The following is a 26219-nucleotide window of genomic DNA, read 5'->3' on the forward strand; positions in this document are numbered from 1 at the left end:
CCTCAGCCGCTGACGGCCCGCAGTGCCCCTGGCCGGCGCCCGTTGAGCCGGTCCAGTGCGGTGGCCGTGGCGTCGTCGGCGGGAAGGTGCACGACCATGCGGTGACCGTCGTCGGGCAGGGCGAGCGTCTCGTACGCCAGGCGCAGCGGGCCGGCCTCCGGGTGGATGACGAGCTCGGTCCCGGCACGCCGCGGCAGGGCGGGTACGGCGGCGAGCCGGTCGGCGAAGGGGGCTCCCGCGGTCACCGTCAGCTCATCTGCCATGGCGGTGACATGAGGGTCGTGGAGCGGCGCTTCATGCCTGAGGTACGCGACCTGTTCGTCGGCCAGCCGGTCCCAGTCGGAGTAGGCCGCGCGCGCCCGCTCGTCGGTGAACACGTACCGGAGGATGTTGGGCTGCTGCCCGTCGAGCACTCCGAGCGGTCCGGCGAGGCTTCGATAGCCGGTGGTGTACGCGAGGATGTCGCCGATCCAGTTGATGAGCACGGCAGGTGCGGGCTCCAGCCCGTCCAGCATCGCCCGCACTGTCGGGCGGACGGTGCGGGTGGGCGCCGCCGCCGCGGAGCACAGCACGGCGTCGTGGCCGGCCTCCTTGACGATCCGGCGCAGCAGGATCCGCTCCGCCACCGGCAGACCGAGCGCGTCGGCGAGCACGCCCAGCACCTGGGCCGACGGATTGCGGTCGCGGCCCTGTTCGAGCCGGGTGAGGTACTCGACGCTGATCCCGGCGAGCGTGGCCAGCTCCGAGCGGCGCAGCCCGGGCGTACGACGGCGCGGCCCGGTCGGCAGCCCGGCCTCGGCGGGTGTGATCGCTTCACGGCGTGCGCGCAGGAAGGTGCCCAACTCGTTGTCGCTCACCGGTAGAACGTACAACGTGTGCGTCACCGGATCGTGGCCCTGTCACTACCACCATCCGCCCGGTCTCCCTCCCGCTCTCCGGTCGGCGCAGGGTGGAGCCATGACCTACGACAACTCCACGACCGCGCATGCCGCTTCACTGCCGCTCGCCACCGGCGACTGGGAACTCGACCCTCTTCACTCGGCCGTCAACTTCACCATTCGCCACCTCGGGATCGCCAAGGTGCGCGGACGCTTCGGTGAGGTGAAGGCCGGACTGTACGTCGGTGGGACGGCCGACGATGTGAGGGTGAGCGCCGAGATCGCTCTTGCCTCCATTGACACCGGGAACCCGGACCGCGACGCGCACACACGCTCGGCCGAGCTGCTCGACGTCGAGAAGCGTCCGACGATGGCGTTCCGCTCGACCCGGGTGTCCGGCGACGGTGAGGAGTGGTCGATGGAAGGGGACTTGACCATCGGGGACGTGACCCGTCCGGTGACGTTCGCCGTCGAGTTCGGCGGGGTGGTGGACTCCCCGGTCGACAGTCGCAGGCACGCTGGGTTCGAGGCGACGGGCGAGATCCGGCGCAGCGACTTCGGCCTCGATTTCGGGACCGGATTCCTCGGTGATGTTGTCAAGGTTCAACTGGACATGCAGTTCGTCGAACCGCAGGAACAGGGCGGCTGACTGTGCAACGGACGGCGCCCCACGGGGAGTTCCCGTGGGGCGCCGCTTATTTGATGACTTGTCAGGCCTTGCGGGCCCGCGTGGTCTTCTTCGCGGGGGTCGCCTTCTCCGTGGCCGTCGTCTTTGTGGTCGTCGCCTTTGTGGCCGTCTTCTTCGTGGCCGCGGCTGCCTTCTTGGTCGCCGTGTTGTTGACGGCCCTGGTGGCCGTCTTCGTCGGGGTCGACCTGGCCGCCACGGTCTTCTTGGCCGCCGCCCTGCGCGGGGCCTTCACGGAAGTCCCGTCGCTGATCCGGTCTGCGCCGAGGACCTCGCGCAGGAACTTGCCGGTGTGGCTGGCCGGAACCCCGGCGACCTCCTCGGGCGTGCCCTCGGCGATCACGAGACCACCGCCGTTGCCACCCTCGGGACCCATGTCGACGACCCAGTCCGCGGTCTTGATGACGTCGAGGTTGTGCTCGATGACGATGACCGTGTTGCCCTTGTCGACCAGGCCGGACAGCACCGTGATGAGCTTGCTGATGTCCTCGAAGTGCAGACCGGTGGTCGGCTCGTCGAGCACGTACACCGTGCGTCCCGTCGACCGCTTCTGGAGCTCGGAGGCCAGCTTCACTCGCTGCGCCTCACCACCCGACAGCGTCGGCGCGGACTGGCCGAGCCGGACGTAGCCGAGACCGACGTCGTTGAGCGTCCTGAGGTGGCGGGAGATCGCGGGCACGGCCTCGAAGAAGCCGAGCGCCTCTTCGATCGGCATGTCGAGGACCTCGGAGATGGACTTGCCCTTGTAGTGGACCTCCAGGGTCTCCCGGTTGTAGCGCGCCCCGTGGCAGACCTCGCAGGGGACGTACACGTCCGGCAGGAAGTTCATCTCGATCTTGATGGTGCCGTCGCCTGAGCAGTTCTCGCAGCGGCCGCCCTTGACGTTGAAGGAGAAGCGGCCGGGCAGGTAGCCCCGCACCTTCGCCTCGGTCGTCTCGGCGAACAGCCTGCGGACGTGGTCGAAGACTCCGGTGTACGTCGCCGGGTTGGACCGGGGGGTGCGGCCGATGGGCGACTGGTCGACGTGCACGACCTTGTCGACGAGGTCGTCGCCGTCCACGCGCGTGTGCCGCCCCGGAACGCTCCGCGCACCGTTGAGCTCGCGGGCCAGGTGCGTGTACAGGATGTCGTTGACCAGAGTCGACTTGCCGGAGCCCGACACGCCGGTGACGGCCGTGAGGACACCGAGGGGGAAGGACACGTCGATGTCCTGGAGGTTGTTCTCCCGGGCGCCGTGCACGGTGAGCCTGCGGCTCGGGTCGGCGGGGCGGCGGATGTCCGGAAGAGGGATCTCCCTCTTGCCCGACAGGTACTGCCCGGTGATCGAGTCGGGATTGCTCAGCAGTTCCTTCAAGGAACCGCTGTGCACGACCTTGCCGCCGTGCTCGCCCGCTCCGGGGCCGATGTCGACGACCCAGTCGGCGACCTTGATGGTGTCCTCGTCGTGCTCGACGACGATGAGCGTGTTGCCCATGTCGCGCAGGCGGACCAGGGTTTCGATCAGGCGGTGGTTGTCGCGCTGGTGCAGGCCGATGGAGGGCTCGTCGAGGACGTACAGGACGCCGACGAGTCCGGAGCCGATCTGGGTGGCCAGCCGGATTCGCTGGGCCTCGCCGCCGGAAAGCGTGCCGGCCGCCCGGTTCAGGGACAGGTAGTCGAGGCCGACGTCGACCAGGAAGCGCAGCCGTTCGTTGACCTCCTTCAGCACGCGCTCGGCGATCTTCTTGTCGCGCGCGTTGAGCTTCAGCTTGCCCAGGAAGTCAGCGCAGTCGCTGATGGACATCGCGGAGACCTCGGCGATCGACCTCTCCATGACGGTGACCGCGAGAACGAGCGGCTTCAGGCGGGTGCCCTCACAGGTGGGGCAGGGCACCTCGCGCATATAGCCCTCGAAGCGCTCGCGGCTGGCGTCGCTCTCGGCCTCGCTGTGCCGCCGCTTCACGAAGGGGACGGCCCCCTCGAAAGCGGTGGTGTACACACGCTCGCGTCCGTACCGGTTGCGGTAGCGGACCTCGATCTGCGTCTTGTGCCCGTAGAGGAGGGCCTTCTTGGCGCGCTGCGGAAGACCGGCGAAGGGGATGTCGGTCCGGAATCCCAGCGCATCGGCGAGGGCGCCGACGAGACGGCCGAAGTAGTCCTTGGTGTGCCCGTGCGACCACGGGTGGATGGCGCCCTCGTCGAGGGACTTGTCCTCGTCCGGGACGATCAGCTCGGCGTCGACCTCCATGCGCGTACCGATACCGGTGCACTCGGGGCAGGCGCCGAAGGGCGAGTTGAAGGAGAAGGAGCGGGGCTCCAGCTCCTCGAAGGACAGGTCGTCGTACGGGCAGTACAGGTGCTCCGAGTACATGCGCTCGCGCTCGGGGTCGTCGGCGGGGAGGTCGACGAAGTCGAGCACGACCATGCCGCCGGACAGGCCGAGGGCGGTCTCCACGGAGTCGGTCAGGCGGCGCTTGGCACCGTCCTTCACCGTGAGGCGGTCGATGACCACCTCGATGGTGTGCTTCTCCTGCTTCTTCAGCGTGGGCGGCTCGGTGAGCTGGATCGTCTCGCCGTCGACCCGGGCACGGCTGTACCCCTTGGTCTGGAGATCGGCGAAGAGGTCGACAAACTCTCCCTTGCGCTCGCGCACGAGCGGCGACAGGACCTGGAAGCGGCTCCCCTCCGGCAGCTCCAGGACCTTGTCGACGATGGCCTGCGGCGACTGGCGCGTGATCGGGCGGCCGCACTCGGGACAGTGCGGCTTGCCGATGCGTGCGAAGAGAAGGCGCAGGTAGTCGTAGACCTCGGTGATGGTGCCGACCGTCGAGCGCGGGTTGCGCGAGGTCGACTTCTGGTCGATGGAGACCGCCGGGGAGAGGCCTTCGATGAAGTCCACGTCCGGCTTGTCCATCTGCCCGAGGAACTGCCGGGCGTACGAGGACAGCGACTCGACGTAGCGGCGCTGCCCCTCGGCGAAGATCGTGTCGAAGGCGAGGGAGGACTTGCCCGACCCCGACAAGCCCGTGAAGACGATGAGCGAGTCGCGCGGAAGGTCGAGCGAGACATTCTTGAGATTGTGCTCGCGCGCTCCACGGACGATGAGACGGTCGGCCACGCCGGTCCGCACCTTTCTTGAGAGAAGTGACAGGGGCGAGGCCCCCATCGTTTTCAGACTAGGGGGAGCCACTGACAGCGCCGGGTCGGTTTCCCTGGTTCACAACAATCCCGGGCCATCCAGCATGCCCGACGCCGCGCCCGAGCCTATAGCACGTGCATTCGATTTGCGGGGCTGGTCAACGGCCTTCACCCGAACGTGTGGCGGGGCTATCGTCGAGCCCATGAACGATCATGTGCGTGACCTGGCGTCTGTACGTGACGCAACCGAACGGCTGCTCACCGCAGCAGCCAAACTGGACAACGTTTCCGCGGCCGAGCCGTCACGGCTTCCCGGCTGGAGCCGCGGCCATGTCCTCGCCCACCTCGCCCGCAACGCGGACGCTCTGGTGAACGTCCTCGCCGGACGGCCCATGTACGTCTCCGGGGAGGCCCGCGACTCCGAGATCGAACGGGACGCCCCACGCCCCCTGAACGTGCAGCTCACAGACGTGCGTGAGAGCGCCGAGCGTTTCCAGGAGGCCGGCGCCGTGCCCGCGGACTGGTCCCGCACCGTGGAGCTGCGCAACGGGGTCACGGACTCCGCGTCCAGGGTTCCGTTCCGGCGGTGGGTCGAGGTCGAGCTGCACCATGTGGATCTGGGCAGCGGGTACGAGCTGGAGGACCTCCCCGAGGAGTTCACTCAGCGCGAGATCGACTTCCTTGCGGACCGATTCCGGGGCCACCCCGACGTACCCGCGTTCGTGATCGAGGAGGACGACGGCCGCCTGATTCCCTCCGGCCGCCGCGAGGGAGAACCGATCACCGTCACCGGCCGCCGGGCGGACCTGCTCGGCTGGCTCGCCGGGCGCCGCGGCGGTTCGGCGCTGACCGCCGACGGCGGCCCGCTCCCCGCCCTCCCGCCGCTATAGGCTGCCGACATGACGTACAGCGGAGCGGTGAAGGTCGGCGGCCCTGCCGATGTGCACGAGTTGCAGGACCTGATGATCTCCAAGGTCGCGGTCGGCCCGATGGACAACAACGCCTATCTGCTGCGCTGCCGGGCGACCGACGAGCAACTCCTGATCGACGCGGCCAACGACGCCTCGACCCTGCTCACGCTGATCGGCGACGACGGCATCGCGTCCGTGGTCACCACCCACCAGCACGGCGACCACTGGCAGGCACTCGCCGAGGTCGTGGCGTCGACGGGCGCCCGCACCTACGCGGGCCGCGACGACGTCGACGGCATCCCGGTGCCGACCGATGTCCCGGTCCAGGACGGCGACACGATCCGGGTGGGGCGCGTGGAACTCACCGCGCGCCACCTGGTGGGGCACACGCCGGGCTCGATCGCGCTCGTCTACGACGACCCGCACGGGCATCCGCATGTGTTCACGGGGGACTGCCTCTTCCCGGGCGGTGTGGGCAACACACGCAAGGACCCGGCGGCGTTCGCCAGCCTCATCCACGACGTCGAGACGAAGATCTTCGATGCGCTGTCCGACGAGGCCTGGGTCTACCCGGGCCACGGCAACGACACGACACTGGGCGCGGAGCGGCCCCATCTGCCGGAGTGGCGCGCGCGGGGGTGGTGAACCCCGCAGGGTGGTGAACCCTGATTCGGGGCGCGAGTCCGGGCGTATGCGCCCAGCGCACATCGCGCGCACTTGCCCCGCGCACGCCAGTCGGGCGTACGCCCGCGCGTGAGCCACACACACGCGCCCCCACGCGCTTCGTAATCACGCGCCCCGTGTGAACCGAGCACACGCGCCGGTGCCACGCGCGCGCTCCCGGTGTACGCCCCGGCGCAGTCCAATGGGTGCAGCCCCGTGCAGGATGACGGCTCCTGCGCGGATGGGCCGCCGGCCTATCGATCCCCGCCCTCGGCCGGCGGCCCCGGCGAAGGGTCTCAACGGGACGCTCGGCGGACCTTCTAGCGTGCGTTCACAAGAACGCAACACCCGTTCCCACTATGCGGACAGTTGTGCTTGTGACCTCGACAAAGAGGACGCCGCACTGTCACTCTCCCGCCATGCCTCTCGCCCAACGCGCCTTGCGCCGCACCGCGTCCGCCGCCACCGTCGCCCTGCTCGCCGTCGTCGCCGTGGGCTGCGCCCCGCAGCCCGAGGACAACGCGGACGCATCGCCCTCCGCGAACGCCTGCGACAAGGGCAAGTTGGCCACCGAGACGTCGGGCAAGCTGACGATCGCGACCGACGAACCCGCGTACGAGCCGTGGTTCAAGGACGACAAGCCGGCCAACGGCGAGGGCTACGAGTCGGCGGTCGCGTACGCCGTGGCGAAGCAGCTGGGCTACGCCGAGAGCGACGTCGTCTGGCAGAGCGTCCCCTTCAACAAGGCCTTCGCGCCCGGTGAGAAGACCTTCGACTTCGACATCAACCAGGTGTCGATCAGCGCCGAGCGCAAGAAGGCCGTGGACTTCTCGTCCGGCTACTACGACGTCCGGCAGGCCGTCATCGCGCTGAAGGACTCCAAGGCGGCGAAGGCGACGAGCATCGCGGACCTCAAGGACGTGAAGCTGGGCGCCCAGGTCGGCACCACCAGCCTCGACTACATCAACGACGTCGTGAAGCCGACCGAGGCCCCGGCCGCGTACGCGAAGAACGACCAGGCCAAGTCCGCGCTGAAGAACGGCCAGGTCGACGCCATCGTGGTCGACCTGCCGACCGCCTTCTACATCACCGCGGCCGAGGTGACGGACGCGAAGATCGTCGGACAGTTCGAGAACATCGGTGGCACGCCCGAGCAGTTCGGGCTCGTTCTCGACAAGGGCAGCGCGCTGACCTCGTGCGTGACCGATGCGGTGGACACCCTGCGCGAGGACGGCACGCTGGCCTCGATCGAGAAGCAGTGGCTGTCCGACGCCGTCGACGCTCCCGTACTCAAGTGACGGTCGTGAAGGACGAGCCCGGCAGCGAATCCGGCGAAGGGGACATGCGCGAGGCGTACGTCCCGTCGCAGCGGCGGATCGAGCGGGAGCGCTACAAGCGCACCCGCTCCCGCCGCGCCACCGCGATCGCGGCGCTCTCCACCCTGATCACCGGCGTCGTCCTGTACCTCGTCGTCGTCAACGCGCCCGGCTGGCCACGCACCAAGGAGACGTTCTTCAACGCGCAGTACGCGCGCGAGGCGTTCCCCAAGGTCCTGGAAGGGCTGTGGCTCAACGTCCGCCTGCTCCTGATCTGCGGTGCCGCGGTGCTCGTCCTCGGCATGCTGATCGCCATCGCCCGTACCCTGCGCGGGCCGGTCTTCTTCCCGCTGCGGGCGCTGGCCGCCGCGTACACCGACTTCTTCCGCGGTCTCCCGTTGATCATCAACCTGATGATCGTGGTCCTGGGCGTCCCCGCGCTGCGGCTCCAGGGCGTCACGGTGGACCCGATCCTGCTGGGCGGTACGGCGCTCACGCTCACGTACTCGGCCTACGTCGCCGAGGTGTTCCGCGCGGGCATCGAATCCATCCACCCCTCGCAACGCGCCGCGGCCCGCTCGCTCGGCCTCACCAACCGGCAGTCGCTGCGGTTCGTCGTACTCCCCCAAGCCGTACGCCGCCAAGTGCCGCCCCTCCTCAACGACCTGGTGTCCCTCCAGAAGGACACCGGACTCGTCTCGATCGGCGGCGCCGTCGACGCGGTGCGCGCCGCGGACATCATCGTGGGCCGCAGCCTCAACTACACGCCGTACATCGTCGCGGGACTGGTCTTCGTCGCACTGACCATCCCGATGACCCGCTTCACGGACTGGGTCACGGCCCGGATGGACCGTCAGCGGGCACAGGGAGGGACCATATGACCGCCGCTCCGGTTCTGCGCATGGAGTCCGTCCGCAAGACCTTCGGTGAGTCGGTCGTACTGCGGGACGTCGACCTCGAAGTCGCCCCGCACACGGTGACCGCCCTGATCGGCGCCTCCGGCTCCGGCAAGTCCACCCTGCTTCGCTGCGCCAACCTCCTTGAGGACATCGACGACGGAGCGATCTGGCTGGACGACGAGGAGATCACCCATCCACGAGCCGACCAGGACGCGGTACGCCGCCGGATCGGCGTGGTCTTCCAGGCGTACAACCTCTTTCCGCACATGACCGTCCTGGAGAACATCACCCTCGCTCCGCGCCGTGTGCACGGCGTGAGCCGCGCGGAGGCGGAGGCGCACGCCCGTGAGCTGCTCGACCGGCTCGGACTCGGCGCCAAGGCGGGCGAGTATCCGGACCGGCTGAGCGGTGGCCAGCAGCAACGGGCGGCGATCGTCCGCGCACTGGCCGTACGCCCGCGGCTGCTGCTCCTGGACGAGATCACCGCCGCCCTCGACCCGGAGCTCGTGGGCGAAGTGCTCACCGTCGTCCGGGACTTGAAGGACGACGGCATGACCATGGTCCTGGCCACGCACGAAATGGGCTTCGCCCGCGAGATCGCGGACCAGGTCTGCTTCCTCGACGGCGGCGTGGTCCTTGAACGCGGCACGGCCGAGGAGCTCTTCGGGAACCCGCAGCAGGAGCGGACGCAGCGCTTCCTGCGGCGCATCGTGGAGGCGGGGCGGCTCTGACACACGGCGGTCGCGCGCCCCGCATCCGGCGGATCTCCGTCCACCCCACGCCGTCAGGCCTCCGTCCGCCCCGTCCCCGCGAGCGCCGCGACCCGCTCCACCGCGAAGGCGTACCCCTGCACACCGCATCCCGCGATCACTCCGTCGGCGCGGAGGGAGACGTACGAGTGGTGCCGGAACTCCTCGCGCTGGTGGATGTTGGAGATGTGGACCTCCACCACCGGAAGGCCGTCGCAGGTGTTGAGGGCATCCAGGATCGCGACGGAGGTGTGCGAGTAGGCGGCCGGGTTGATCACGATCCCGGCGTGGTTCAGGCGTGCCTCGTGGATCCAGTCCACCAACTCGCCCTCGTGGTTGGACTGGCGGAAGTCCACCGTGCCGCCGTGCACGGCCGCCGCCTTGGCGCAGATGGCCTCGACCTCGGCGAGCGTGTCCGAGCCGTAGATCTCCGGCTGGCGCTGCCCGAGAAGGTTCAGGTTGGGCCCGTTGAGGATCATGATCGGGGCGTTGGCGAGTGTGCGGGGCACAGTTCCTCCGGTCCTTCCAGGTCTGCCGGTCCTTTGAGGACCGCTGCTCAGACCCGGTTTATCACGGTGCGCCAACGCGGTACCGCCCCTTACCCTCCCGTCATGACGACGCCCTCGTACCCTCCCAAGCCCTCGCCGGGCGACCAGGTAGCGGTCATCTCGCCGTCCTCCGGACTCCCCGGGCTCCTCCCGCTTCCGTACGAGCTGGGGCTGGAGAGGTTGCGCAAGGAGTACGGCCTCGAACCGGTCGAGTATCCGGCGACCCGGAAGATGGGCTCGACACCTCAGGAGCGTGCCGACGACATCCACGCGGCGTTCGCCGACCCGACGGTCAAGGCCGTCATCTCCTCCATCGGCGGTGACGACCAGATCACCGTGCTGCCCTTGCTGGACCGGGAGTTGATCCGCGCGAACCCGAAGCCGTTCTTCGGGTACAGCGACAACACCAACCTCCTCGCGTACCTGTGGAACACCGGAATCGTCGGCTACCACGGCGGATCGGTGATGTGCGAGCTCGGTCGCCCCGGTGCCATGGACCCGTTGACCGCCGAGTCGCTGCGGGCAGCGCTGTTCACCTCCGGGCCGTACGAGCTGCGCGCTGCCGACCGATTCGGTGAGGTCAACAGCCCCTGGGAGGACCCGGCGACCTTCGAATCCGAGCCGCCGACGGAACCGGGCGGGGGCTGGACCTGGCATCGCCCGGACCGCGTCGTCGAGGGCCGTTCCTGGGGCGGCAACGTCGAGATCCTGTCCTGGCTGTTGATGGCGGACCGCGAGATCGCCCGTGATCCTTCCGTGTACGACGGTCATGTGCTGTTCCTGGAGACCTCGGAGGACATGCCGAGAGCGAGCGACGTCTTCTGGATCCTGCGCAGCATGGGCGAGCGCGGTCTGCTGCAACGCTTCGCGGCGCTCCTGATGGGCCGCCCCAAGGCGTGGTCGTTCGAGCAGCCCAACGACGCCGATGCCAGAGCCCGTTACGTACGGGAGCAGCACGAGGCGGTGCTCCGAGCCATCGACATATATGCGCCCAACATGCTGGTCGTCCTCGATGTGGACTTCGGTCACACCGATCCGCAGATCGTCATCCCCTATGGAGGCACCATCCGCGTCGACGGGCCGGCCCGGCGCATCACGGTCACCTACTGACACGGAACGAGCCTCCGCACGCCCCCGTAACCGCCGATCACCGTGGGTAGTTGACGCGGCATGCAAGACGTACACACAGTTAAGACACCTTCCATGCTCCGGCTCGCGGCCGCCTCGCTCGCCGGGACGGCCATCGAGTTCTACGACTTCTTCGTCTACGGCACCGCGGCCGCGCTGGTCCTCGGGCCGCTGTTCTTCCCGACGTTCTCTCCACTGGCGGGGACACTGGCGGCCTTCGCGACGTTCGGCGTCGGCTTCGTCGCACGCCCGCTCGGCTCGGTGCTCTTCGGGCACATCGGGGACCGGCACGGACGGCGGCCCGTCCTGGTCGCCTCACTGCTCATGACCGGCGCGGCGACTGTGGCCGTCGGCTGCGTACCGACGTACGACACGATCGGTGTGGCCGCTCCCGTACTCCTTCTGGTGCTGCGTTTCCTGCAGGGGCTCGGACTCGGCGGGGAGTGGGGCGGGGCGGTGCTGCTGACCGCCGAGCACGCGCCCGCCGAGCGGCGCGGACTGTGGTCGAGCTTCCCGCAGATCGGCCCTTCGCTGGGGTTCGTGTTGGCCAACGGCGTGATGCTGGTGCTGTCCATGACCCTGTCCGACGCACAGTTCGCGGCATGGGGGTGGCGGGTGCCGTTCTGGGCGGCGGGGGTGCTCGCGGCGGCGGGGCTGTGGCTGCGCAGTTCGCTGGTGGAGAGCCCGCAGTTCCTGGAGATGCGGGACCACGCGCGCGTGCCGCTCGCCGAAGTGGTGCGTGATCACTGGCGGTTGGTGCTGCTGACGGCCGGCGGCCTGGCGGTCGGATACGCGGTGTTCTACGCGGTGACGACCTGGGCGCTCGCCTACGGCGTCGAGCGGCTCGGGGTGAGCCGTACCGTCATGCTGTCCTGCATCATGGCCGCCGTGGTGGTGAAGGGCTCCCTGACGCCCTTGATGGCGCTGCTCGGTGACCGCTACGGACGGCGGCCGCTGTGTCTGGTGGGCTGCGCGGGCGCGGCGTTGTGGATGTTCCCGATGATCGCGCTGCTGTCGACCGGTGAACCCCTGCTGATGTTCCTCGGCTTCTTGGTGGCGCTGATCTCGTTCATCACGATGTTCGCCGTCATCGCCGCGTATCTGCCGGAGTTGTACGAGCCCCGGGTGCGCTGCACCGGAGCGGCGGTGGGCTACAACCTGGGCGGGGTCCTCGGGGGCGCGCTCACCCCGATCGTGGCTACGGCGGTGGCCCAGGGAGAAGGCGTGCCCTGGGGTGTGGCCGCCTATCTGACGGGGATCGCACTGCTCAGCCTGGGGTGCTTCGCACTGCTGCCGGAGACACGGCCGGTGCCGCGGCTGGCGGTCGTGCCGGCCGCGGAGTGAGGACCACTTGCGGCACGAACCACCGGGCGACGGGCTTTAAGGGGTTGATCGCTAAGGGTTCATCGTTAGGGGTTGATCGCCAGCTCCAAGTACGCCGCGAACAGCACCAGATGGACACCGCCCTGCAGCGGCGTGGCGCGCCCGGGGACCACCGTCAGGGAGCTGACCACCACGGTCAGCGCGAGCAGCACCATGTGGGTGGAGCCGAGACCGAGCACGAGCGGTCCGGAGAGCCAGACGGAGGCCAGCGCGACGGCCGGGATCGTGAGTCCGATGCTGGCCATCGCCGAGCCGAGAGCCAGGTTGAGGCTGGTCTGCACACGGTCGCGGCGGGCCGACCGCAGTGCGGCGATGGTCTCGGGGAGCAGCACGAGCAGGGCGATGATCACACCGACGACGGAGTGCGGCATACCGGCCGCCTCGACCCCGGACTCGATGGTGGGCGACACGCCCTTGGCGAGGCCGACCACGCCGACGAGGGCCACGCCGAGCAGGCCCACGCTGATTCCGGCCGTACGGGCGGACGGGGCGTCGGCGTGGTCGTCCGCCTTGATGACCTCGCCCTGCCGGGTGATCGGCAGGAAGTAGTCGCGGTGGCGCACGGTCTGGGTCGTGACGAACAGGCCGTACAGGACCAGCGAGGCGAGCGCGGCGAAGGTGAGCTGGGCCGTGGAGAACTCCGGGCCCGGCTTGCTGGTGGTGAAGGTAGGGAACACCAGGCTGAGCGTGGCGAGCGTCGCCACGGTCGCGAGGGCGGCCCCGGTGCCCTCCGCGTTGAAGACCGCCAGGCCGTGACGCAGTGAGGCTACGAGGAGGCACACCCCGACGATGCCGTTGCAGGTGATCATCACGGCCGCGAACACCGTGTCGCGGGCCAGGGTCGAGCTCTTGTCGCCGCCGTCCGCCATCAAGGTGACGATGAGGGCGACCTCGATGATCGTGACGGCGACGGCGAGGACCAGTGAGCCGAAGGGTTCCCCGACCCGGTGTGCAATCACTTCGGCGTGGTGCACGGCGGCCAGCACCGCTCCGGCGAGAACCACCGTCACCAGCGCGACGACCGCGGCGGGCAGGTCGCGCCCCCAGGTGAAAGCCAGCAGGACCAGCGCGATCACGGGTACGACGGACGTCCATTGCGTCGTGAGTGACCGGAACCGAACGATCATGCAGTGATCCTTTCAGGCGGACAGGAGCCCCGCATTCCGGTGATGCGGGGCTCCTGTCCCGGGACCGGGCCGTTACTTCAGCTCGGTCATCTCGCGTACGTCGCAGTCGGTGAAGGAGGGCGGCCTGGTACACAGCGCGGCCAGTTGTTCCGCCATCTTGGTCGTCTCCGGGTCGTTGCTGTTGCGCATCGCGTCCTCGTGCGACTCGAACTCGATCAGCACGAGATAGCGGTTGGGCACGTTGCGGTCCTGAAGGACGAGACGGTGTGTGGGACCGCCGGTGCGGCCCGCGGCGCGCTGGGCCGCCTGCTCCACCAGTTCCCGCATCTCGTCCATGCGCTCGGTCTCGAAGTCGATGATCTGCACGAACTTCATGGGTGCCTCCACCCGGCCGGGCCTCCCCTGGCCGGGGAGCGCTCAGGACCCAAGCAAGCACCGGGAGCGGTGCTCGGCAATTCGCCGCGTACCGCTCCCGGGGATGGTTGTTCCTACGTCCGGGATGGTCAGACGTCGATGCTGTCCTTCGGAGCGCCCTCGGTCTCTTCCCGCGCCGCCTGCTTCTTGGAGGCGATCAGGCTGGTGATCGTCGTGACGACCAGGACGGCGCAGATCACGCCGAGGGAGACCGGGATGGAGATCTCAGGGACGTGAACCCCCGACTCGTGCAGCGCGTGCAGCACCAGTTTGACTCCGATGAAGCCGAGGATGACCGACAGGCCGTAGCTGAGGTGGACCAGCTTCCTGAGCAGGCCGCCGATGAGGAAGTACAGCTGTCGCAGACCCATCAGCGCGAACGCGTTGGCCGTGAAGACGATGTACGGGTCCTGGGTCAGGCCGAAGATCGCGGGGATCGAGTCCAGTGCGAAGAGCACGTCGGTGGTGCCGATCGCGAGCATCACGACCAGCATCGGCGTCATGACGCGCTTGCCGTTCTGCTGGATCCACAGCTTGGTGCCGTGGTAGCGGTCGGCCACGCCGAAGCGTCGCTCAGCGGCCTTGAGCAGCCGGTTCTCCTCGAAATCCTCGTCCTCGTCGTCGGCCCGGGCCTCCTGGATCAGCTTCCAGGCGGTGTAGATGAGGAACGCGCCGAAGATGTAGAAGACCCACGCGAAGTTCGCGAGGACCGCGGCGCCGGCGGCGATGAATATCGCGCGCAGGACCAGGGCTATGAGCACACCGACGAGGAGCACCCGCTGCTGGTACTGCGTGGGCACCGCGAACTTCGCCATGATCAGGACGAAGACGAAGAGGTTGTCGACGCTCAGCGATTTCTCGGTGATGAAGCCGGCGAAGAACTCTCCGGCGGGCTGGCCGCCGGAGAAGACGAGCAGTCCGAGCCCGAACATTCCGGCCAGGGCGATCCAGACGATCGTCCAGATTCCGGCTTCCTTGATGGATACGTCATGCGGCTTGCGGCCGATGAAGAAGTCGACGGCGATGAGGGCGGCAAGGCCCGCGATCGTCAGGACCCATAGGGTCACGGAAACATCCACTGCGCCTCCGGCAGTTCGTAACGGCAGATTTCAGCGTCGTCGCTGCTGGAGGTCTCTTCCGCCCGTGGCGGCCGTGGCGCGTGATGCGCCCGGTGCCTGCGGACCGACGCCCCGGGATCTGGCCTGATCCGTATTGACGGGTACGCCGCAGTAGATAGGGAGTACTCCCCTCCGTGAGGAAAACAGTACCCGAACTACCAAGGAAAGGTAAAGAGATCAGTAAAAGAAAGACCAAGTCCACAGGTCAGGGGACTTTACCGATCCTTGGTACACCCCCTGAAGGGCTCAGCGGTTCCAGGAACGGCGGGCCGCCGCAACCTGCGTGAGGACCTGCTGGAGCACCTGACTGCCCGGTGGGACGAGCGCGGGCTCGTACGTCCAGGCATGCCCGACCCAGGGGTCGGCGAGGTGGTCGTCGGGCACCGGGGTGAGTCGCAGCAGCGAGCGCCAGAGCGGGTCGAGCAGCGGTCCGTAGGCCTCGGCGTCCTCCCGGTCGGCCACCATCATCAGGTGGACGCCCACGGCGGGCCCCTCGTCGGCGAGATAGCGCAGCTGGGTCACGGCGCGGTCGTCGAAACCGTGCGGGAAGTCGTTGACGATCAGCAGTTGTTCAGCGGTGTCGAGGTCCGGGGGCAGCGAGTCGGCCGCTCCCCCGCGGACCGCCATCTGCACCAGGTCGACGCGCTGGGTGAGCCGGGCCAGAACGTCGGCCACCCCCGCGGCTCCGACGGCGGGCTGGCCGTCGAGCACTCCCGACCGCACCAGCGGCGTGAGGGACGTGGCGCCGGAACCGGCCGGATCTATGACGTGCACCGTGAACTCGCCCGCGGGATGGACGGCGAGCAGGCGCCCGGCATGCGCCACCGCCGTGTCCATGGCGAGGCGACGCAGTTCGTCGGAGTCGGTGAGCGAGTCGCCGAGGGCGGCGCGGCCGCTGTCGATCCACAGCCCGCGCTCCAACGGCAGCCGGACCAGCATCGGAATGCTCAGACTCTCGCTCTCGGGCAGACGGAGATCACCCAGGCGCAGGGCCATCGGAACCTCCATGGGCACCCGGTAGGCGTGCCAGACCGGGTTGTCCCAGCGCGCGTACGCGGTGGGCAGCGCGGGCTCGACGACATCGGCCTCGGCACCGAGCTGCGCGAGATCCCGGTCGAGGGCGGCCCGGGCCTGGTCCACCAACTGGGCGTGCTTGGCCTGAGCCGCCTCGCGCGCGGCGTCGCCCTGCCCGCCGATCCGGCTGCGCGGGTCGGACAGGACCTTGTCGAGCTCCTGCTCCATCCGCGAGTCGGCGAAGTCGACGGCGCTGCGGTACGCGGCGGTGGTGCGGGCCAGGTCCTCGAACATGCCCCACACCTGGTTGTAGAGCCGCTCCTCCATGGACCAGCCGGTGGCGTCGCCCGCGACGGGCTGGGCGGGCTGCCCTGGCTGTGCGGGTGGTGCGGTCGGCGGGGGCGGAGGCGGCGCCGGGTTCTGCCGGCCGGGGTGGCTGTAATTGATCGGGCCACCGGCGACGGGGGCGGACGGCTGAGTGACGGCGGACGAGTCGGGCTGCGAAGCGCCCGCGGGGTAGTTCGCCTGCGGGGCGGTGTTGCCTTGCGCACCGGGCTGGTCGTACGGGGACTGCGGTGGCGATACGTTCCCGGAGGCGCCCTGGGGCGGTCCCGCGTACGGCTGGTCCCCTCCCGTCGCCGAGGTGGCCGCCTGTCGTGAACGGTCCGCGTCCGGCGTACGGGGCGGGGGCGCCGCCACCGAGCGGGCCAGTCCCTGGGCCACCGCCTCGTTGATGCTGCCCGCGAGCTGCCGCGCTTCGGGCAGGCCCTGGTCGGCGAGGAGTTCGGCGAGACCGCCCGCGTATCCCTGGCCGACCGCGCGGACCTTCCACGCGTCCTGTCTGCGGTAGAGCTCCAGGGCTACAACGGCCGACTCGGCGTCCAGGCCGGTGACGGTGTAGCTGGCGACCTCGGAGCCGTCGAGCCCGGTGACCGCGACGAAGGGGGCGGCGACGGCTCCGAACCGGACCGGGCCGCCGACCCCGGAAGGCAGCGCGAGCAGCACACTCACCCGGTGCACCGCCTCCGACAGGGCGTCCAGGTCGAACGCGAGGCGGTGGTCGGCCGCCGCCTGCCTGGAGACCTCGAGCCCGGGCAGAGTGGGCGCGCCCGGGTGGGCCACCCACTCGACGCCGCGGACCCTGCCCTGCTCATCGCTGAGCGTGGCCCCGGCCACGATCGGCTTGCCGGCCGAAACGCGGACCTCAAGACGGACCTGGGAGAGCGGATGGTTCTGCCCCCGGACCAGCTCGGCCGTCATCGCCTTGTCCCCCTATGTCGCTTCGTGTGCTGCGCGCCGGGCTGCCTACAGCTGCGGCAGGATCGCGGGCATCAGGTCCTGGAACGTGCGGCCGTTGGCCGGCGTGCCGATGGCCGTCATCTGCCAGCCCGTACCCGCCCGGTGCACCTTCGCCATGATCTGGGCCGTGTACTGCCCACCGCCTGCGAGCGTGTAGCGGGCGAGCTCCTGGCCGTTGGTCTCGTCGACCAGACGGCAGAACGCGTTCTGCACCTCCTGGAACGTCTGGCCCGTGAAGGAGTTCACGGTGAAGACGATCTGGTCGATGTGGACCGGGATGCGCTGCAGGTCGACGAGGATCGACTCGTCGTCGCCCCCCTGACCCGCACCGCCGACGAGGTTGTCACCGGTGTGCCGCACGGAGCCGTCGTCGCTGACGAGGTGACGGAAGAACACGACGTCGACAGGCTGCTTGTCGGCGAACAGCACGGCGGAGGCGTCGAGGTCGATCTCCCGGGTGCGCGAGCCGAACAGGCCGCGCCGGGGTGCCGCCTGCCAGCCGAGCCCCATCCGCACCGCGGTGAGGGTGCCCCCGCCCTTCTTCTCCAGACTGATGGCCTGACCCTTGGTCAGATTGACGCCAGGCCCACCGGGCGTACCGCCCTTGGATACGTCGACCACGCGTTGATCCCCTCTCGAACTGTCCCCTGTTTCCGCGGAGTCCACGGATGACCAGAACCCTACGCAGCGGCACTGACAGTGCCGAACCCTGGGGCGCACTTTGTGTCGGTCTTGCAACACAGTGCGTACAGGCCGGGGTCCGGCACCGGTATAAGGGCGTCAGGCGAGCCCGCCCTCCTTCATCTGCCGCAGCTCCTTCTTCATCTCGGAGACCTCGTCACGCAGCCGAGCCGCGATCTCGAACTGGAGATCGGCCGCCGCGGCACGCATCCGCGCCGTCATCTCCTCGATCTGCCCGGCGAGTTCGGCCGCGGGACGGTCGGTCGGAACCGTCTCCTTGCCCTTGCCCTTGGCGGACTTGGCCGCCTTCCCGCCGAGCGCGGGCACCGGGGCCTTGGCTCCCTTGCCCTCGCTCCCCTTGCGGTAGCCCGAGCCGAGCAGCTGCTCGGTGTCGACGTCCTCGCGGGCGATCTGCGCAACGATGTCGTTGATCTTCTTGCGGAGAGGCTGCGGGTCGATGCCCCTCTCCTTGTTGTAGGCGACCTGCTTCTCCCGGCGGCGGTTGGTCTCGTCGATGGCCTTCTCCATCGCCGGGGTGATCTTGTCGGCGTACATGTGGACCTGGCCGGACACGTTTCGCGCCGCACGGCCGATGGTCTGGATGAGGGAGGTGCCCGACCGCAGGAACCCTTCCTTGTCGGCGTCGAGGATCGCCACCAGGGAGACCTCGGGCAGGTCGAGGCCCTCACGGAGGAGGTTGATGCCGACCAGGACGTCGAACTCGCCCGCGCGCAGTTCCCGCAGCAGCTCGACTCGGCGCAGGGTGTCGACGTCGCTGTGCAGATAGCGCACCTGGATGCCGAGCTCCAGGAAGTAGTCGGTGAGGTCCTCGGCCATCTTCTTGGTGAGCGTGGTGACCAGGACGCGCTCGTCCTTCTCGGTGCGCTTGCGGATCTCGTGCACCAGGTCGTCGATCTGGCCCTCGGTGGGCTTGACGACGACCTCGGGGTCGACGAGACCGGTGGGGCGGATGATCTGCTCGACGAAGCCGTCCCCCCGCGAGAGTTCGTACTTCCCCGGGGTCGCCGACAGATAGACCGTCTGCCCGATGCGCTTCTGGAACTCCTCCCACTTCAGGGGACGGTTGTCCAGCGCGGAGGGCAGCCGGAAACCGTGGTCCACGAGGGTGCGCTTGCGGGAGGCGTCGCCCTCGTACATGGCGCCGATCTGCGGGACCGTGACGTGCGACTCGTCGAGGACGAGCAGGAAGTCGTCCGGGAAGTAGTCGATCAGCGTGTTCGGCGGGGAGCCGGGCTCGCGGCCGTCGAAGTGCATCGAGTAGTTCTCCACGCCGGAGCAGGAGCCGATCTGGCGGAGCATCTCCAGGTCGTACGTCGTACGCATGCGCAGGCGCTGGGCCTCCAGGAGCTTGCTCTGCTTCTCCAGCTCGGAGAGGCGCTCCCCCAGCTCCTTCTCGATGTCGTTGGCGGCGCGCTCCAGTCGCTCGGGACCCGCGATGTAGTGGGACGCCGGGAAGACGTGCAGCGAGGTGTCGTCACTGATGACCTCGCCAGTGAGCGGATGGAGCGTGGAGAGGGCCTCGATCTCGTCGCCGAACATCTCGATGCGGACGGCCAGCTCCTCGTAGACCGGGAAGATCTCGATGGTGTCGCCGCGGACCCGGAAGGTGCCTCGCGCGAAGGCCACGTCGTTGCGCGTGTACTGGATGTCCACGAAGCGGCGCAGCAGGTCGTCGCGGTCGATCTCGTCGCCGACCTTGAGCTGGACCATCCGGTCCACGTACTCCTGCGGTGTACCGAGGCCGTAGATGCAGGAGACCGAGGCGACCACGATGACGTCGCGGCGGGTGAGCAGCGAGTTGGTCGCGGAGTGGCGCAGGCGCTCCACCTCCTCGTTGACCGAGGAGTCCTTCTCGATGTAGGTGTCCGACTGCGGGACGTAGGCCTCGGGCTGGTAGTAGTCGTAGTACGAGACGAAGTACTCGACGGCGTTGTTCGGCAGCAGCTCGCGGAACTCGTTGGCCAGCTGGGCGGCCAAGGTCTTGTTCGGTGCCATGACGAGCGTGGGGCGCTGGAGCTTCTCGATCATCCACGCGGTGGTGGCGGACTTGCCGGTGCCGGTCGCACCCAGCAGGACGACATCCTTCTCACCTGCGCGGATGCGCTTTTCCAGCTCGGCGATGGCCGCCGGTTGGTCACCGCTCGGCTGGTAGGGGCTGACGACCTCGAAGGGCGCCACCGAACGTTCGATCTTGGATACGGGCCGCATGGAATCAACCGTACGACCCCGCACTGACAACGGTGCCGGATCACCAGTTCTGCGGGGTGCGGGAGCTCCTGCGTCCACGGTCCCGGCCGGGGCGGAGCGGCGGGCGGCTACCGGGGTGCGGGACGGCCGGGTGGGCGGGGATGCCCGGCCTGTTGTCCTTGGGTGTCCAGTCGGGCTTCCCCATGACCATCAGGGGGTCGAACATCACGACGACGCCCGCCAGGCAGAGGAAGACCAGCGGGCCGATCATCATGGGCGCGATCAGGGCGGCGGACGAGTCCCCGACGGGAGTGCTGGACGTGCTGTGCAGATGGACGCTGAGGGCGGCCATGCCGGTGTAGTGCATGCCGGTGACGGCGAGTCCCATGACGAGGCTGGCGCCCACACTCCAGAGGAATCCCCTGACCTGCCCGGCCGCCCACAGGGCGGTGGTGGCTGCGACGACGGCAATGACGACCGAGGCGGAGACGGTGAGGGTGTTGTACTCGAGCTTCCCGTTGAGGCTGATGCTCGCCATGCCCAGGTAGTGCATCGAGGCGACTCCCAGGCCGGTGATGGTGCCTCCGGTGAAGAGCGCCGTTCCGGTGGCTCCCTGGTAGCCGACGATGAAGATCCCGATGCCGACCATCACGATGGCCACGCCCAGGCTCGCGAACGTCAGCAGTTTGTCGTAGCGGATCGGGGTCTCCTCGACCGTGAACCCCATCATGGCGATGAAGTGCATGGTCCATATGCCCGAGGCGATAGCGGCCGAGCCGAGCGCGAGCCAGCCGGCCCGCCAGGAACGGGCGACGAGCAGCGATCTGGTGGTGCAGCGCAGCCCCAGCGCTCCCCCCAGGCAGGCCATGAGATATGCCACTACCGGTGTGACGAGTCCGTAACTGAAGCCGTCGACCGTGCCCTGCATGCGCGGCTATCCTTCCCGCCCGGTTTCGCCCGGAATTTTCTGAATTGCCCCCACCCTCGGAACCGTAAGAACGGTCAGGGTTGAGGCAGAGAGTATGACCCCCACCGGAGGGGTCGAACGATTTTCCGGCAAAGAAACACGGCCTCGCCCCACTTGTGCGGCGCCAGTGTGTGGACTTGGCCGACCCCATTCAAGATGTGGCCATCCCGCGCCCGGGGGTACACATGCCCGCGGACCTGTGCCGGTGTCCGCGCCGCGGGCGTTGTCAGTGGTGCGCCGTACGGTGGATCGCATGAACAGCCACGGGCAGAACGAGCAGCAGGTCGTGTGGACCGTCGTCGGCACGGACATCGGTCCGCTGCTGCTGGCGGCGACGCACGACGGCCTGGTGAACGTCGTGTTCCACGCCACGGACGCGGTGCGCGACAAGGCGCTCGACCGGCTTGCCTCACGCCTGGGCAGCGAGCCGGCCGAGGCACCTGACTCCCCGCTCCTGGCCGAGCCGATATGTCAGGTCACGGCGTACTTCGCGGGCGAGCGGCGTGACTTCGAGCTGCCGCTGGACTGGTCGCTGATCTCCGGGTTCAACCGCCAGGTGCTGCGCGAGCTGGCGTCCGGCGTCCCGTACGGCGCGGTCGTGGGCTACGGCGACCTGGCAGGCCGGGTCGGCCAGCCGGGCGCGGCGCAGGCCGTGGGCGTGGCCATGGGCTCGAACCCGCTGCCGGTCGTCGTGCCGTGCCACCGGGTCGTCGAGCGCGACGGCGGTATCGGGGGCTTCGGGGGCGGGCTGGAGACCAAGCGGAAGCTTCTCGCGCTGGAGGGGGTGCTTCCGGAGCCGCTGTTCTGACCACCCTCGGCGGGCGGGAGCGTGACTCACCGATGAGCCACGCCCTTGCGGTGTCCCCAGAGCGGTGCGGGCTCCGCGCCGAGCAGGCCCTCAGAGGCTGATGTGGTACGCCTTGCGGAGCGTCTCGTGGACGGTCCAGGTCGTGCGGTCGCCCTCGCGCAGGATCGCCGCGTCGCCAGGACCCACCTCGATGACGTCACCGTCCTCGACCTCGATCGTGGCGCGGCCGCTCACGACAACGAAGAGCTCGTTCGCCTCGGTGTCGGTCACCACACCGGGCGTGATCTGCCAGATGCCGCGCAGCTGCTTGCCGTCGGCCGACTCCCACAGCACCTTGCCCGTCACGACCGGGTCGCCGGAGACGATCTGGGCCGGGTCGAGCGGCTCCGGCTCGAGCTCGGCATCGGGGATGTGCACAGCGAAGGACGGCGTGGCCTGGGTGTTCGTGGTCATGAGCGGTCACCTTAAGGGCAAGCCGTCATCAGGGACCAGAAAGCCCTGGCGCGAAGGGTGGCCGGACCGCACGCCTGGTAGCAGACTCCGCCATGCGCACAGCCGCTGGCGTCCGAAGCAACGGGGCCGAAGGGACGGCGATCAGGCATGAGCGGAAACAGGGCAGTCGCGTATCTCAAGCCGGGTGCGGTGGAGGTCAGGACCATCGACCACCCGACGCTTGAACTGCAGGACGGGCCGGGAGTGGCACCCGACAACGTCGGCCGCAAGTGCCGGCACGGGGTCATCCTCAAGGTGCTCGCCAGCAACATCTGCGGAAGTGACCAGCACATGGTGCGGGGCCGTACGACCGCGCCCGAGGGGCTGGTCCTCGGACACGAAATCACCGGAGAGGTACTGGAACGCGGCCCGGACGTCGAGTTCATCGAGGTCGGGGACATCGTCTCGGTGCCGTTCAACATCGCCTGCGGGCGGTGCCGCAACTGCAAGGAGCGCAAGACCGGCATCTGCCTGAACGTCAACCCGGCCCGGCCGGGCGCCGCCTACGGCTATGTCGACATGGGCGGCTGGGTCGGCGGGCAGGCCGAGTACGCCATGGTCCCGTACGCGGACTTCAACCTGCTGCGGTTCCCCGACCGGGAACAGGCACGGGAGAAACTCCTCGACCTCACCATGCTGTCGGACATCTTCCCGACCGGTTTCCACGGCGCGGTCACCGCGGGCGCCGGGGTCGGTTCGACGGTGTACGTCGCCGGAGCGGGCCCGGTGGGTCTCGCAGCCGCGGCCTCGGCGCAGCTCCTCGGTGCCGCGGTCGTCATCGTCGGGGACCTCAACGCCGAACGCCTCGCCCAGGCACGGAGTTTCGGCTGCGAGACCGTCGACGTGTCACGCGGCAGCGTGGAGGACCAGATCGCGCAGATCCTCGGAGAGCCCGAGGTCGACGCGGCGGTCGACGCGGTCGGCTTCGAGGCCCGGGCCCACGGCCCGAACGCCCAGGAGGCGCCCGCGACCGTCCTGAACTCGCTGATGGGCATCACGCGCGCGGGCGGCGCCCTGGGCATACCCGGGCTGTACGTCACGGACGACCCTGGCGGGATCGACCAGGACGCGCGGACCGGGACGCTGAAGGTGCGGCTCGGCCTGGGGTGGGCGAAGAGCCATCGCTTCGCCACGGGGCAGTGCCCGGTGATGCGGTACCACCGGGGGCTGATGAAGGCGATCCTGCACGAGCGCGTGCACATCGCCAAGGCGGTCAACGCCACGGTGATCAGCCTGGACGACGCGCCACGCGGCTACGCCGAGTTCGACCAGGGCGCCAGCCGCAAGTACGTACTCGATCCGCATGGGGCACTGGCCGGCGTACGGCCGGTCTGAGGTCCTGAAGGGGTGCCCACGCGCGCGTGGGCACCCCTTCGCGCGCTACTCGTAGTGCCGCGCCTCGAAGACGTTTCCGTCCGGGTCACGGAAGTAGAAGCTGCGCTTGGCCATTCCGCGGGCGCCGAAGGAGTCGTACGAGAATTCCGAGACGGGGACGGCCCGCTCCTCCAGACGTGTCCGCAGCGCCTGGAAATCGTTCCCCTGGAGGGACAGGCAGACGTGGTTGACCGGGTGGCCGGCGCTGTCGGCACCTCCGGGGACCATGTTCATGTACGCCGCCATGGGGAGCGGCATCAGATCGAAAATGGTCTCTTCATTGAGGCGTACGGAGGGGAACGGCGCCTTTCCCGCGGCGAATTCGGTGACCCTCAGGGGCTCCAGGCCGACCGCCTGCTCGTAGAAGCCGGCCGAGGCGACCGGATCGCGTACCCAGAGGACGACATGGTCGAGACGTGTCGAGTTGTCCGTCATGCCCCCAGGCTGGGGGCGCGCGGCGGCGGTCGCAAGGGTTTGACCTGGCGTGCCGCTCGCCAGAGATGAGGAAAGACGACCGACCAACAGGAGGCAGCCGCGTGATCGTGGTGTCCGAAGAGGTGCGAGAGGCGCTCGACGCGCGCCGGCCGGTGGTGGCCCTGGAGTCGACGATCATCGCGCACGGGTTGCCGCGCCCGCGCAATCTGCAGGTCGCTCTGGAGCTGGAGGATGTCGTACGGCAGGAGGGCGCCGTCCCCGCGACGATCGCCGTGCTCGACGGGAAGCCCCTTGTCGGACTGGACAAGGAGCAGTTGGAGCGCGTCGCCAACGAAGACGGGATCCGCAAGCTCGGGCACCGTGATCTGCCGCTCGCCGTGGCGTCGGGAGCGAGCGGGGCGACGACCGTGTCCGCGACGGCGCTGCTGGCCGCCCGCGCGGGCGTACGGGTGTTCGCGACGGGCGGGCTCGGCGGGGTGCACCGGGAGTGGACGCTGACGCAGGACGAGTCCGCCGATCTGGGCCTTCTTGCGCGTACCCGGATCACGGTGGTGTGTGCGGGCGTCAAGTCGATCCTGGACGTGCCCGCGACGTTGCAGCGCCTGGAGACGCTGGGCGTGGCGGTGGCCGGGTACGGGACGGAACGGTTCCCCGGCTTCTACCTGTCCGACTCCGGGCACCCGGTGGAGTGGACGCTTCAGTCGCCCGGGCAGGTGGCGGACGTGATGCGCGCGCAGGACACGCTGGACGGTCCCGAGTCGGCGCTCATCGTCGCGAACCCCGTCCCTGAAGAGGAGCAGCTCGATCCCGCGCTCCACGCGCGCGTGCTCGCCGACGCGCTGCACGCGTGCGAGGCGGAGGGTGTGACAGGGCAGGCGGTGACGCCGTTCCTGCTCGACTATCTGGTGCGGCACACGGACGGCGCCTCGCTGAGCGCCAACCTCGCGGCGGTACGCGGCAACGTACGCCTCGCGGGTCGGATCGCGGCCGCCTGGGCCGGGGCGGCGTGAGCAGGACGGATCAGGCGGCTGCCGGGCTCGGCGGAAGCGCGCCCACGGGGGCGCTGCTCGTCATCGGTGACGTGGTCACCGACGTCGTCGCCCGGCACCACGGGCCACTCGCGGCGGGCACCGACACCGCCGCCACGGTACGTACCCTGCCGGGTGGGGCGGGCGGCAACGTCGCGTGCTGGGCGGCGTATTGGGGCTGCGCGGACGTGCGCTTGCTGGGACGGGTGGGTGCGGATGCGGCCGTATGGCACGAGCGCGAGCTGACGGCTTGCGGGGTGCGTCCCCTGCTCGTCGTCGATCCGGAGGCGCCGACGGGAACGGTCGTCTGCCTGGTGGACACGGGTGCTTCGGCGGAGCGCACGTTCCTCACGGACAGCGGGGCCGCGCTGCGGCTCGAACCCGGCGACTGGTCGGCCGCGTTGCTCGACGGGGTCGCGCGGCTGCATCTTTCGGGTTACCTGTTCTTCTCCGAGTCGGGGCGGGGGCTGGTGTCGGTGGCGCTGGAGTCGGCACGCGCGCGTGGCGTGCCGGTGAGCCTGGACCCGGCATCGGCGGGGTTCCTCACGCAACTGGGCGTGGACCGCTTCCTCGCACTCGCCGAGGGCGTCGACGTCCTGCTGCCCAGCCGCGACGAGGCCTTCCTGCTGACGGGGTTGCCCGATCCGGCGGACGCGGCGGCCAAGTTGAGCCATCACGTCCCCCTGGTCGTCGCCAAGCAGGGCGGCGACGGAGCCCTGGTGGCCCGTGCGGGCGCCGTCCACGCCCGTGTTCCGGCATCGCCCGCCACACCCCACGACACCACGGGCGCGGGCGACGCCTTCACCGGAGCGTTCCTCGCCGCCCTGCTCTCGGGCGCGGAGCCCGAGGAGGCAGCGGTGGAGGGGTGCGGGGCGGGGGCGATGGCGGTGGAACGGGTCGGAGGGAGACCGCCGGCGAGTGCGTGACGGCGCCTTCGCCGACTCCCCTTACTCCTAGCCTTTGCGGCCCCCGGTACT

24 protein-coding genes are annotated in these 26219 nt (G+C 69.2%); 12 read left to right on the forward strand and 12 right to left on the reverse strand.

Features of this window, described 5'->3' with window-relative positions; genetic code table 11:
* Positions 1 to 2: 2 nt before the first annotated feature.
* Entirely contained in the window at positions 3 to 857 is an 855-nt protein-coding gene (locus OG219_RS12355) for a helix-turn-helix domain-containing protein (RefSeq protein WP_266825815.1), read from the reverse strand.
* A 100-nt stretch (positions 858 to 957) separates the two neighbouring features.
* Between OG219_RS12355 and OG219_RS12360 the strand changes: the two genes are divergently transcribed.
* Positions 958 to 1527, forward strand: a complete 570-nt coding sequence (locus tag OG219_RS12360) for a YceI family protein (RefSeq protein WP_266825817.1) — start codon at positions 958 to 960, stop codon at positions 1525 to 1527.
* Between the two features lie 61 nt (positions 1528 to 1588).
* On the opposite strand, the gene uvrA is transcribed toward OG219_RS12360, so the two are convergent.
* Positions 1589 to 4660 (reverse strand): excinuclease ABC subunit UvrA, encoded by a 3072-nt coding sequence (gene uvrA / locus OG219_RS12365; protein WP_266825819.1) that lies wholly within the window; start codon positions 4658 to 4660, stop codon positions 1589 to 1591.
* A gap of 223 nt (positions 4661 to 4883) precedes the next feature.
* Here uvrA and OG219_RS12370 point away from each other — a divergent pair, with 223 nt between their 5' ends.
* From OG219_RS12370 to OG219_RS12390, 5 genes are all read left to right on the forward strand, one after another.
* Positions 4884 to 5570 carry a maleylpyruvate isomerase family mycothiol-dependent enzyme gene (locus OG219_RS12370; RefSeq protein WP_266825821.1) on the forward strand — a complete coding sequence of 229 codons (687 nt, stop codon included), beginning with the start codon at positions 4884 to 4886 and terminating at the stop codon, positions 5568 to 5570.
* 9 nt (positions 5571 to 5579) lie between these two features.
* Entirely contained in the window at positions 5580 to 6236 is a 657-nt protein-coding gene (locus OG219_RS12375) for an MBL fold metallo-hydrolase (RefSeq protein ID WP_266825823.1), read from the forward strand.
* 437 nt (positions 6237 to 6673) lie between these two features.
* A complete protein-coding gene (locus OG219_RS12380; RefSeq protein ID WP_266825825.1) occupies positions 6674 to 7552 on the forward strand; it encodes an ABC transporter substrate-binding protein in 879 nt (292 codons plus the stop codon).
* Positions 7549 to 8451: an amino acid ABC transporter permease gene (locus tag OG219_RS12385; RefSeq protein ID WP_266825827.1), complete on the forward strand. Its 903-nt coding sequence runs from the start codon at positions 7549 to 7551 to the stop codon at positions 8449 to 8451. The genes OG219_RS12380 and OG219_RS12385 overlap by 4 nt, the downstream gene beginning before the upstream one ends.
* Entirely contained in the window at positions 8448 to 9200 is a 753-nt protein-coding gene (locus tag OG219_RS12390; protein ID WP_266825829.1) for an amino acid ABC transporter ATP-binding protein, read from the forward strand. The genes OG219_RS12385 and OG219_RS12390 overlap by 4 nt, the downstream gene beginning before the upstream one ends.
* Positions 9201 to 9253: 53 nt before the next feature.
* On the opposite strand, the gene aroQ is transcribed toward OG219_RS12390, so the two are convergent.
* Positions 9254 to 9727 carry a type II 3-dehydroquinate dehydratase gene (gene aroQ / locus OG219_RS12395; protein WP_266825831.1) on the reverse strand — a complete coding sequence of 158 codons (474 nt, stop codon included), beginning with the start codon at positions 9725 to 9727 and terminating at the stop codon, positions 9254 to 9256.
* 102 nt (positions 9728 to 9829) lie between these two features.
* Here aroQ and OG219_RS12400 point away from each other — a divergent pair, with 102 nt between their 5' ends.
* Both OG219_RS12400 and OG219_RS12405 read left to right on the forward strand, forming a co-directional pair.
* On the forward strand, positions 9830 to 10876 hold the full coding sequence (locus OG219_RS12400; protein ID WP_266825833.1) for a S66 peptidase family protein: 1047 nt from the start codon (positions 9830 to 9832) through the stop codon (positions 10874 to 10876).
* A gap of 60 nt (positions 10877 to 10936) precedes the next feature.
* On the forward strand, positions 10937 to 12238 hold the full coding sequence (locus OG219_RS12405; protein ID WP_266825835.1) for an MFS transporter: 1302 nt from the start codon (positions 10937 to 10939) through the stop codon (positions 12236 to 12238).
* A 65-nt stretch (positions 12239 to 12303) separates the two neighbouring features.
* Here OG219_RS12405 and OG219_RS12410 read toward each other — a convergent pair whose 3' ends face one another.
* The 7 genes from OG219_RS12410 to OG219_RS12440 form a co-directional block, all read right to left on the reverse strand.
* Positions 12304 to 13404: a calcium:proton antiporter gene (locus OG219_RS12410; RefSeq protein WP_266825837.1), complete on the reverse strand. Its 1101-nt coding sequence runs from the start codon at positions 13402 to 13404 to the stop codon at positions 12304 to 12306.
* A 72-nt stretch (positions 13405 to 13476) separates the two neighbouring features.
* Positions 13477 to 13779, reverse strand: a complete 303-nt coding sequence (locus tag OG219_RS12415; RefSeq protein ID WP_266825839.1) for a hypothetical protein — start codon at positions 13777 to 13779, stop codon at positions 13477 to 13479.
* Between the two features lie 128 nt (positions 13780 to 13907).
* The gene (locus OG219_RS12420) at positions 13908 to 14897 is read right to left on the reverse strand and encodes a TerC family protein (protein ID WP_266825841.1); all 990 of its coding nucleotides are present in this window, start codon (positions 14895 to 14897) and stop codon (positions 13908 to 13910) included.
* Positions 14898 to 15182: 285 nt separating this feature from the next.
* Positions 15183 to 17210, reverse strand: a complete 2028-nt coding sequence (locus tag OG219_RS12425) for a TerD family protein (RefSeq protein ID WP_266825843.1) — start codon at positions 17208 to 17210, stop codon at positions 15183 to 15185.
* Positions 17211 to 17255: 45 nt separating this feature from the next.
* Positions 17256 to 17870 carry a TerD family protein gene (locus OG219_RS12430; protein WP_266825845.1) on the reverse strand — a complete coding sequence of 205 codons (615 nt, stop codon included), beginning with the start codon at positions 17868 to 17870 and terminating at the stop codon, positions 17256 to 17258.
* Between the two features lie 159 nt (positions 17871 to 18029).
* Positions 18030 to 20159: an excinuclease ABC subunit UvrB gene (gene uvrB / locus OG219_RS12435; RefSeq protein WP_266825847.1), complete on the reverse strand. Its 2130-nt coding sequence runs from the start codon at positions 20157 to 20159 to the stop codon at positions 18030 to 18032.
* A 40-nt stretch (positions 20160 to 20199) separates the two neighbouring features.
* Complete coding sequence (locus OG219_RS12440; protein WP_266825849.1) at positions 20200 to 21066, reverse strand: MHYT domain-containing protein; 867 nt, start codon at positions 21064 to 21066, stop codon at positions 20200 to 20202.
* A 292-nt stretch (positions 21067 to 21358) separates the two neighbouring features.
* Between OG219_RS12440 and OG219_RS12445 the strand changes: the two genes are divergently transcribed.
* Entirely contained in the window at positions 21359 to 21913 is a 555-nt protein-coding gene (locus tag OG219_RS12445; RefSeq protein ID WP_266825851.1) for a methylated-DNA--[protein]-cysteine S-methyltransferase, read from the forward strand.
* Between the two features lie 90 nt (positions 21914 to 22003).
* Here the strand turns inward: OG219_RS12445 and OG219_RS12450 are convergent, their stop codons facing one another.
* Entirely contained in the window at positions 22004 to 22366 is a 363-nt protein-coding gene (locus OG219_RS12450; RefSeq protein WP_266465697.1) for a cupin domain-containing protein, read from the reverse strand.
* A gap of 147 nt (positions 22367 to 22513) precedes the next feature.
* Between OG219_RS12450 and fdhA the strand changes: the two genes are divergently transcribed.
* Positions 22514 to 23740, forward strand: coding sequence for a formaldehyde dehydrogenase, glutathione-independent (fdhA, locus tag OG219_RS12455; protein ID WP_266825854.1), 1227 nt, complete (start codon positions 22514 to 22516; stop codon positions 23738 to 23740).
* 45 nt (positions 23741 to 23785) lie between these two features.
* On the opposite strand, the gene OG219_RS12460 is transcribed toward fdhA, so the two are convergent.
* Complete coding sequence (locus tag OG219_RS12460; RefSeq protein WP_266825856.1) at positions 23786 to 24214, reverse strand: VOC family protein; 429 nt, start codon at positions 24212 to 24214, stop codon at positions 23786 to 23788.
* Between the two features lie 65 nt (positions 24215 to 24279).
* Here OG219_RS12460 and OG219_RS12465 point away from each other — a divergent pair, with 65 nt between their 5' ends.
* The gene (locus OG219_RS12465) at positions 24280 to 25224 is read left to right on the forward strand and encodes a pseudouridine-5'-phosphate glycosidase (RefSeq protein ID WP_266825858.1); all 945 of its coding nucleotides are present in this window, start codon (positions 24280 to 24282) and stop codon (positions 25222 to 25224) included.
* On the forward strand, positions 25221 to 26168 hold the full coding sequence (locus tag OG219_RS12470) for a carbohydrate kinase family protein (protein ID WP_266825860.1): 948 nt from the start codon (positions 25221 to 25223) through the stop codon (positions 26166 to 26168). Before OG219_RS12465 ends, OG219_RS12470 begins: the two co-directional genes overlap by 4 nt.
* The last annotated feature ends 51 nt before the right edge of the window (positions 26169 to 26219 follow it).

It is taken from the genome of Streptomyces sp. NBC_00038 (assembly GCF_026343635.1).
In the GTDB taxonomy this organism is placed as follows: Bacteria; Actinomycetota; Actinomycetes; order Streptomycetales; family Streptomycetaceae; genus Streptomyces.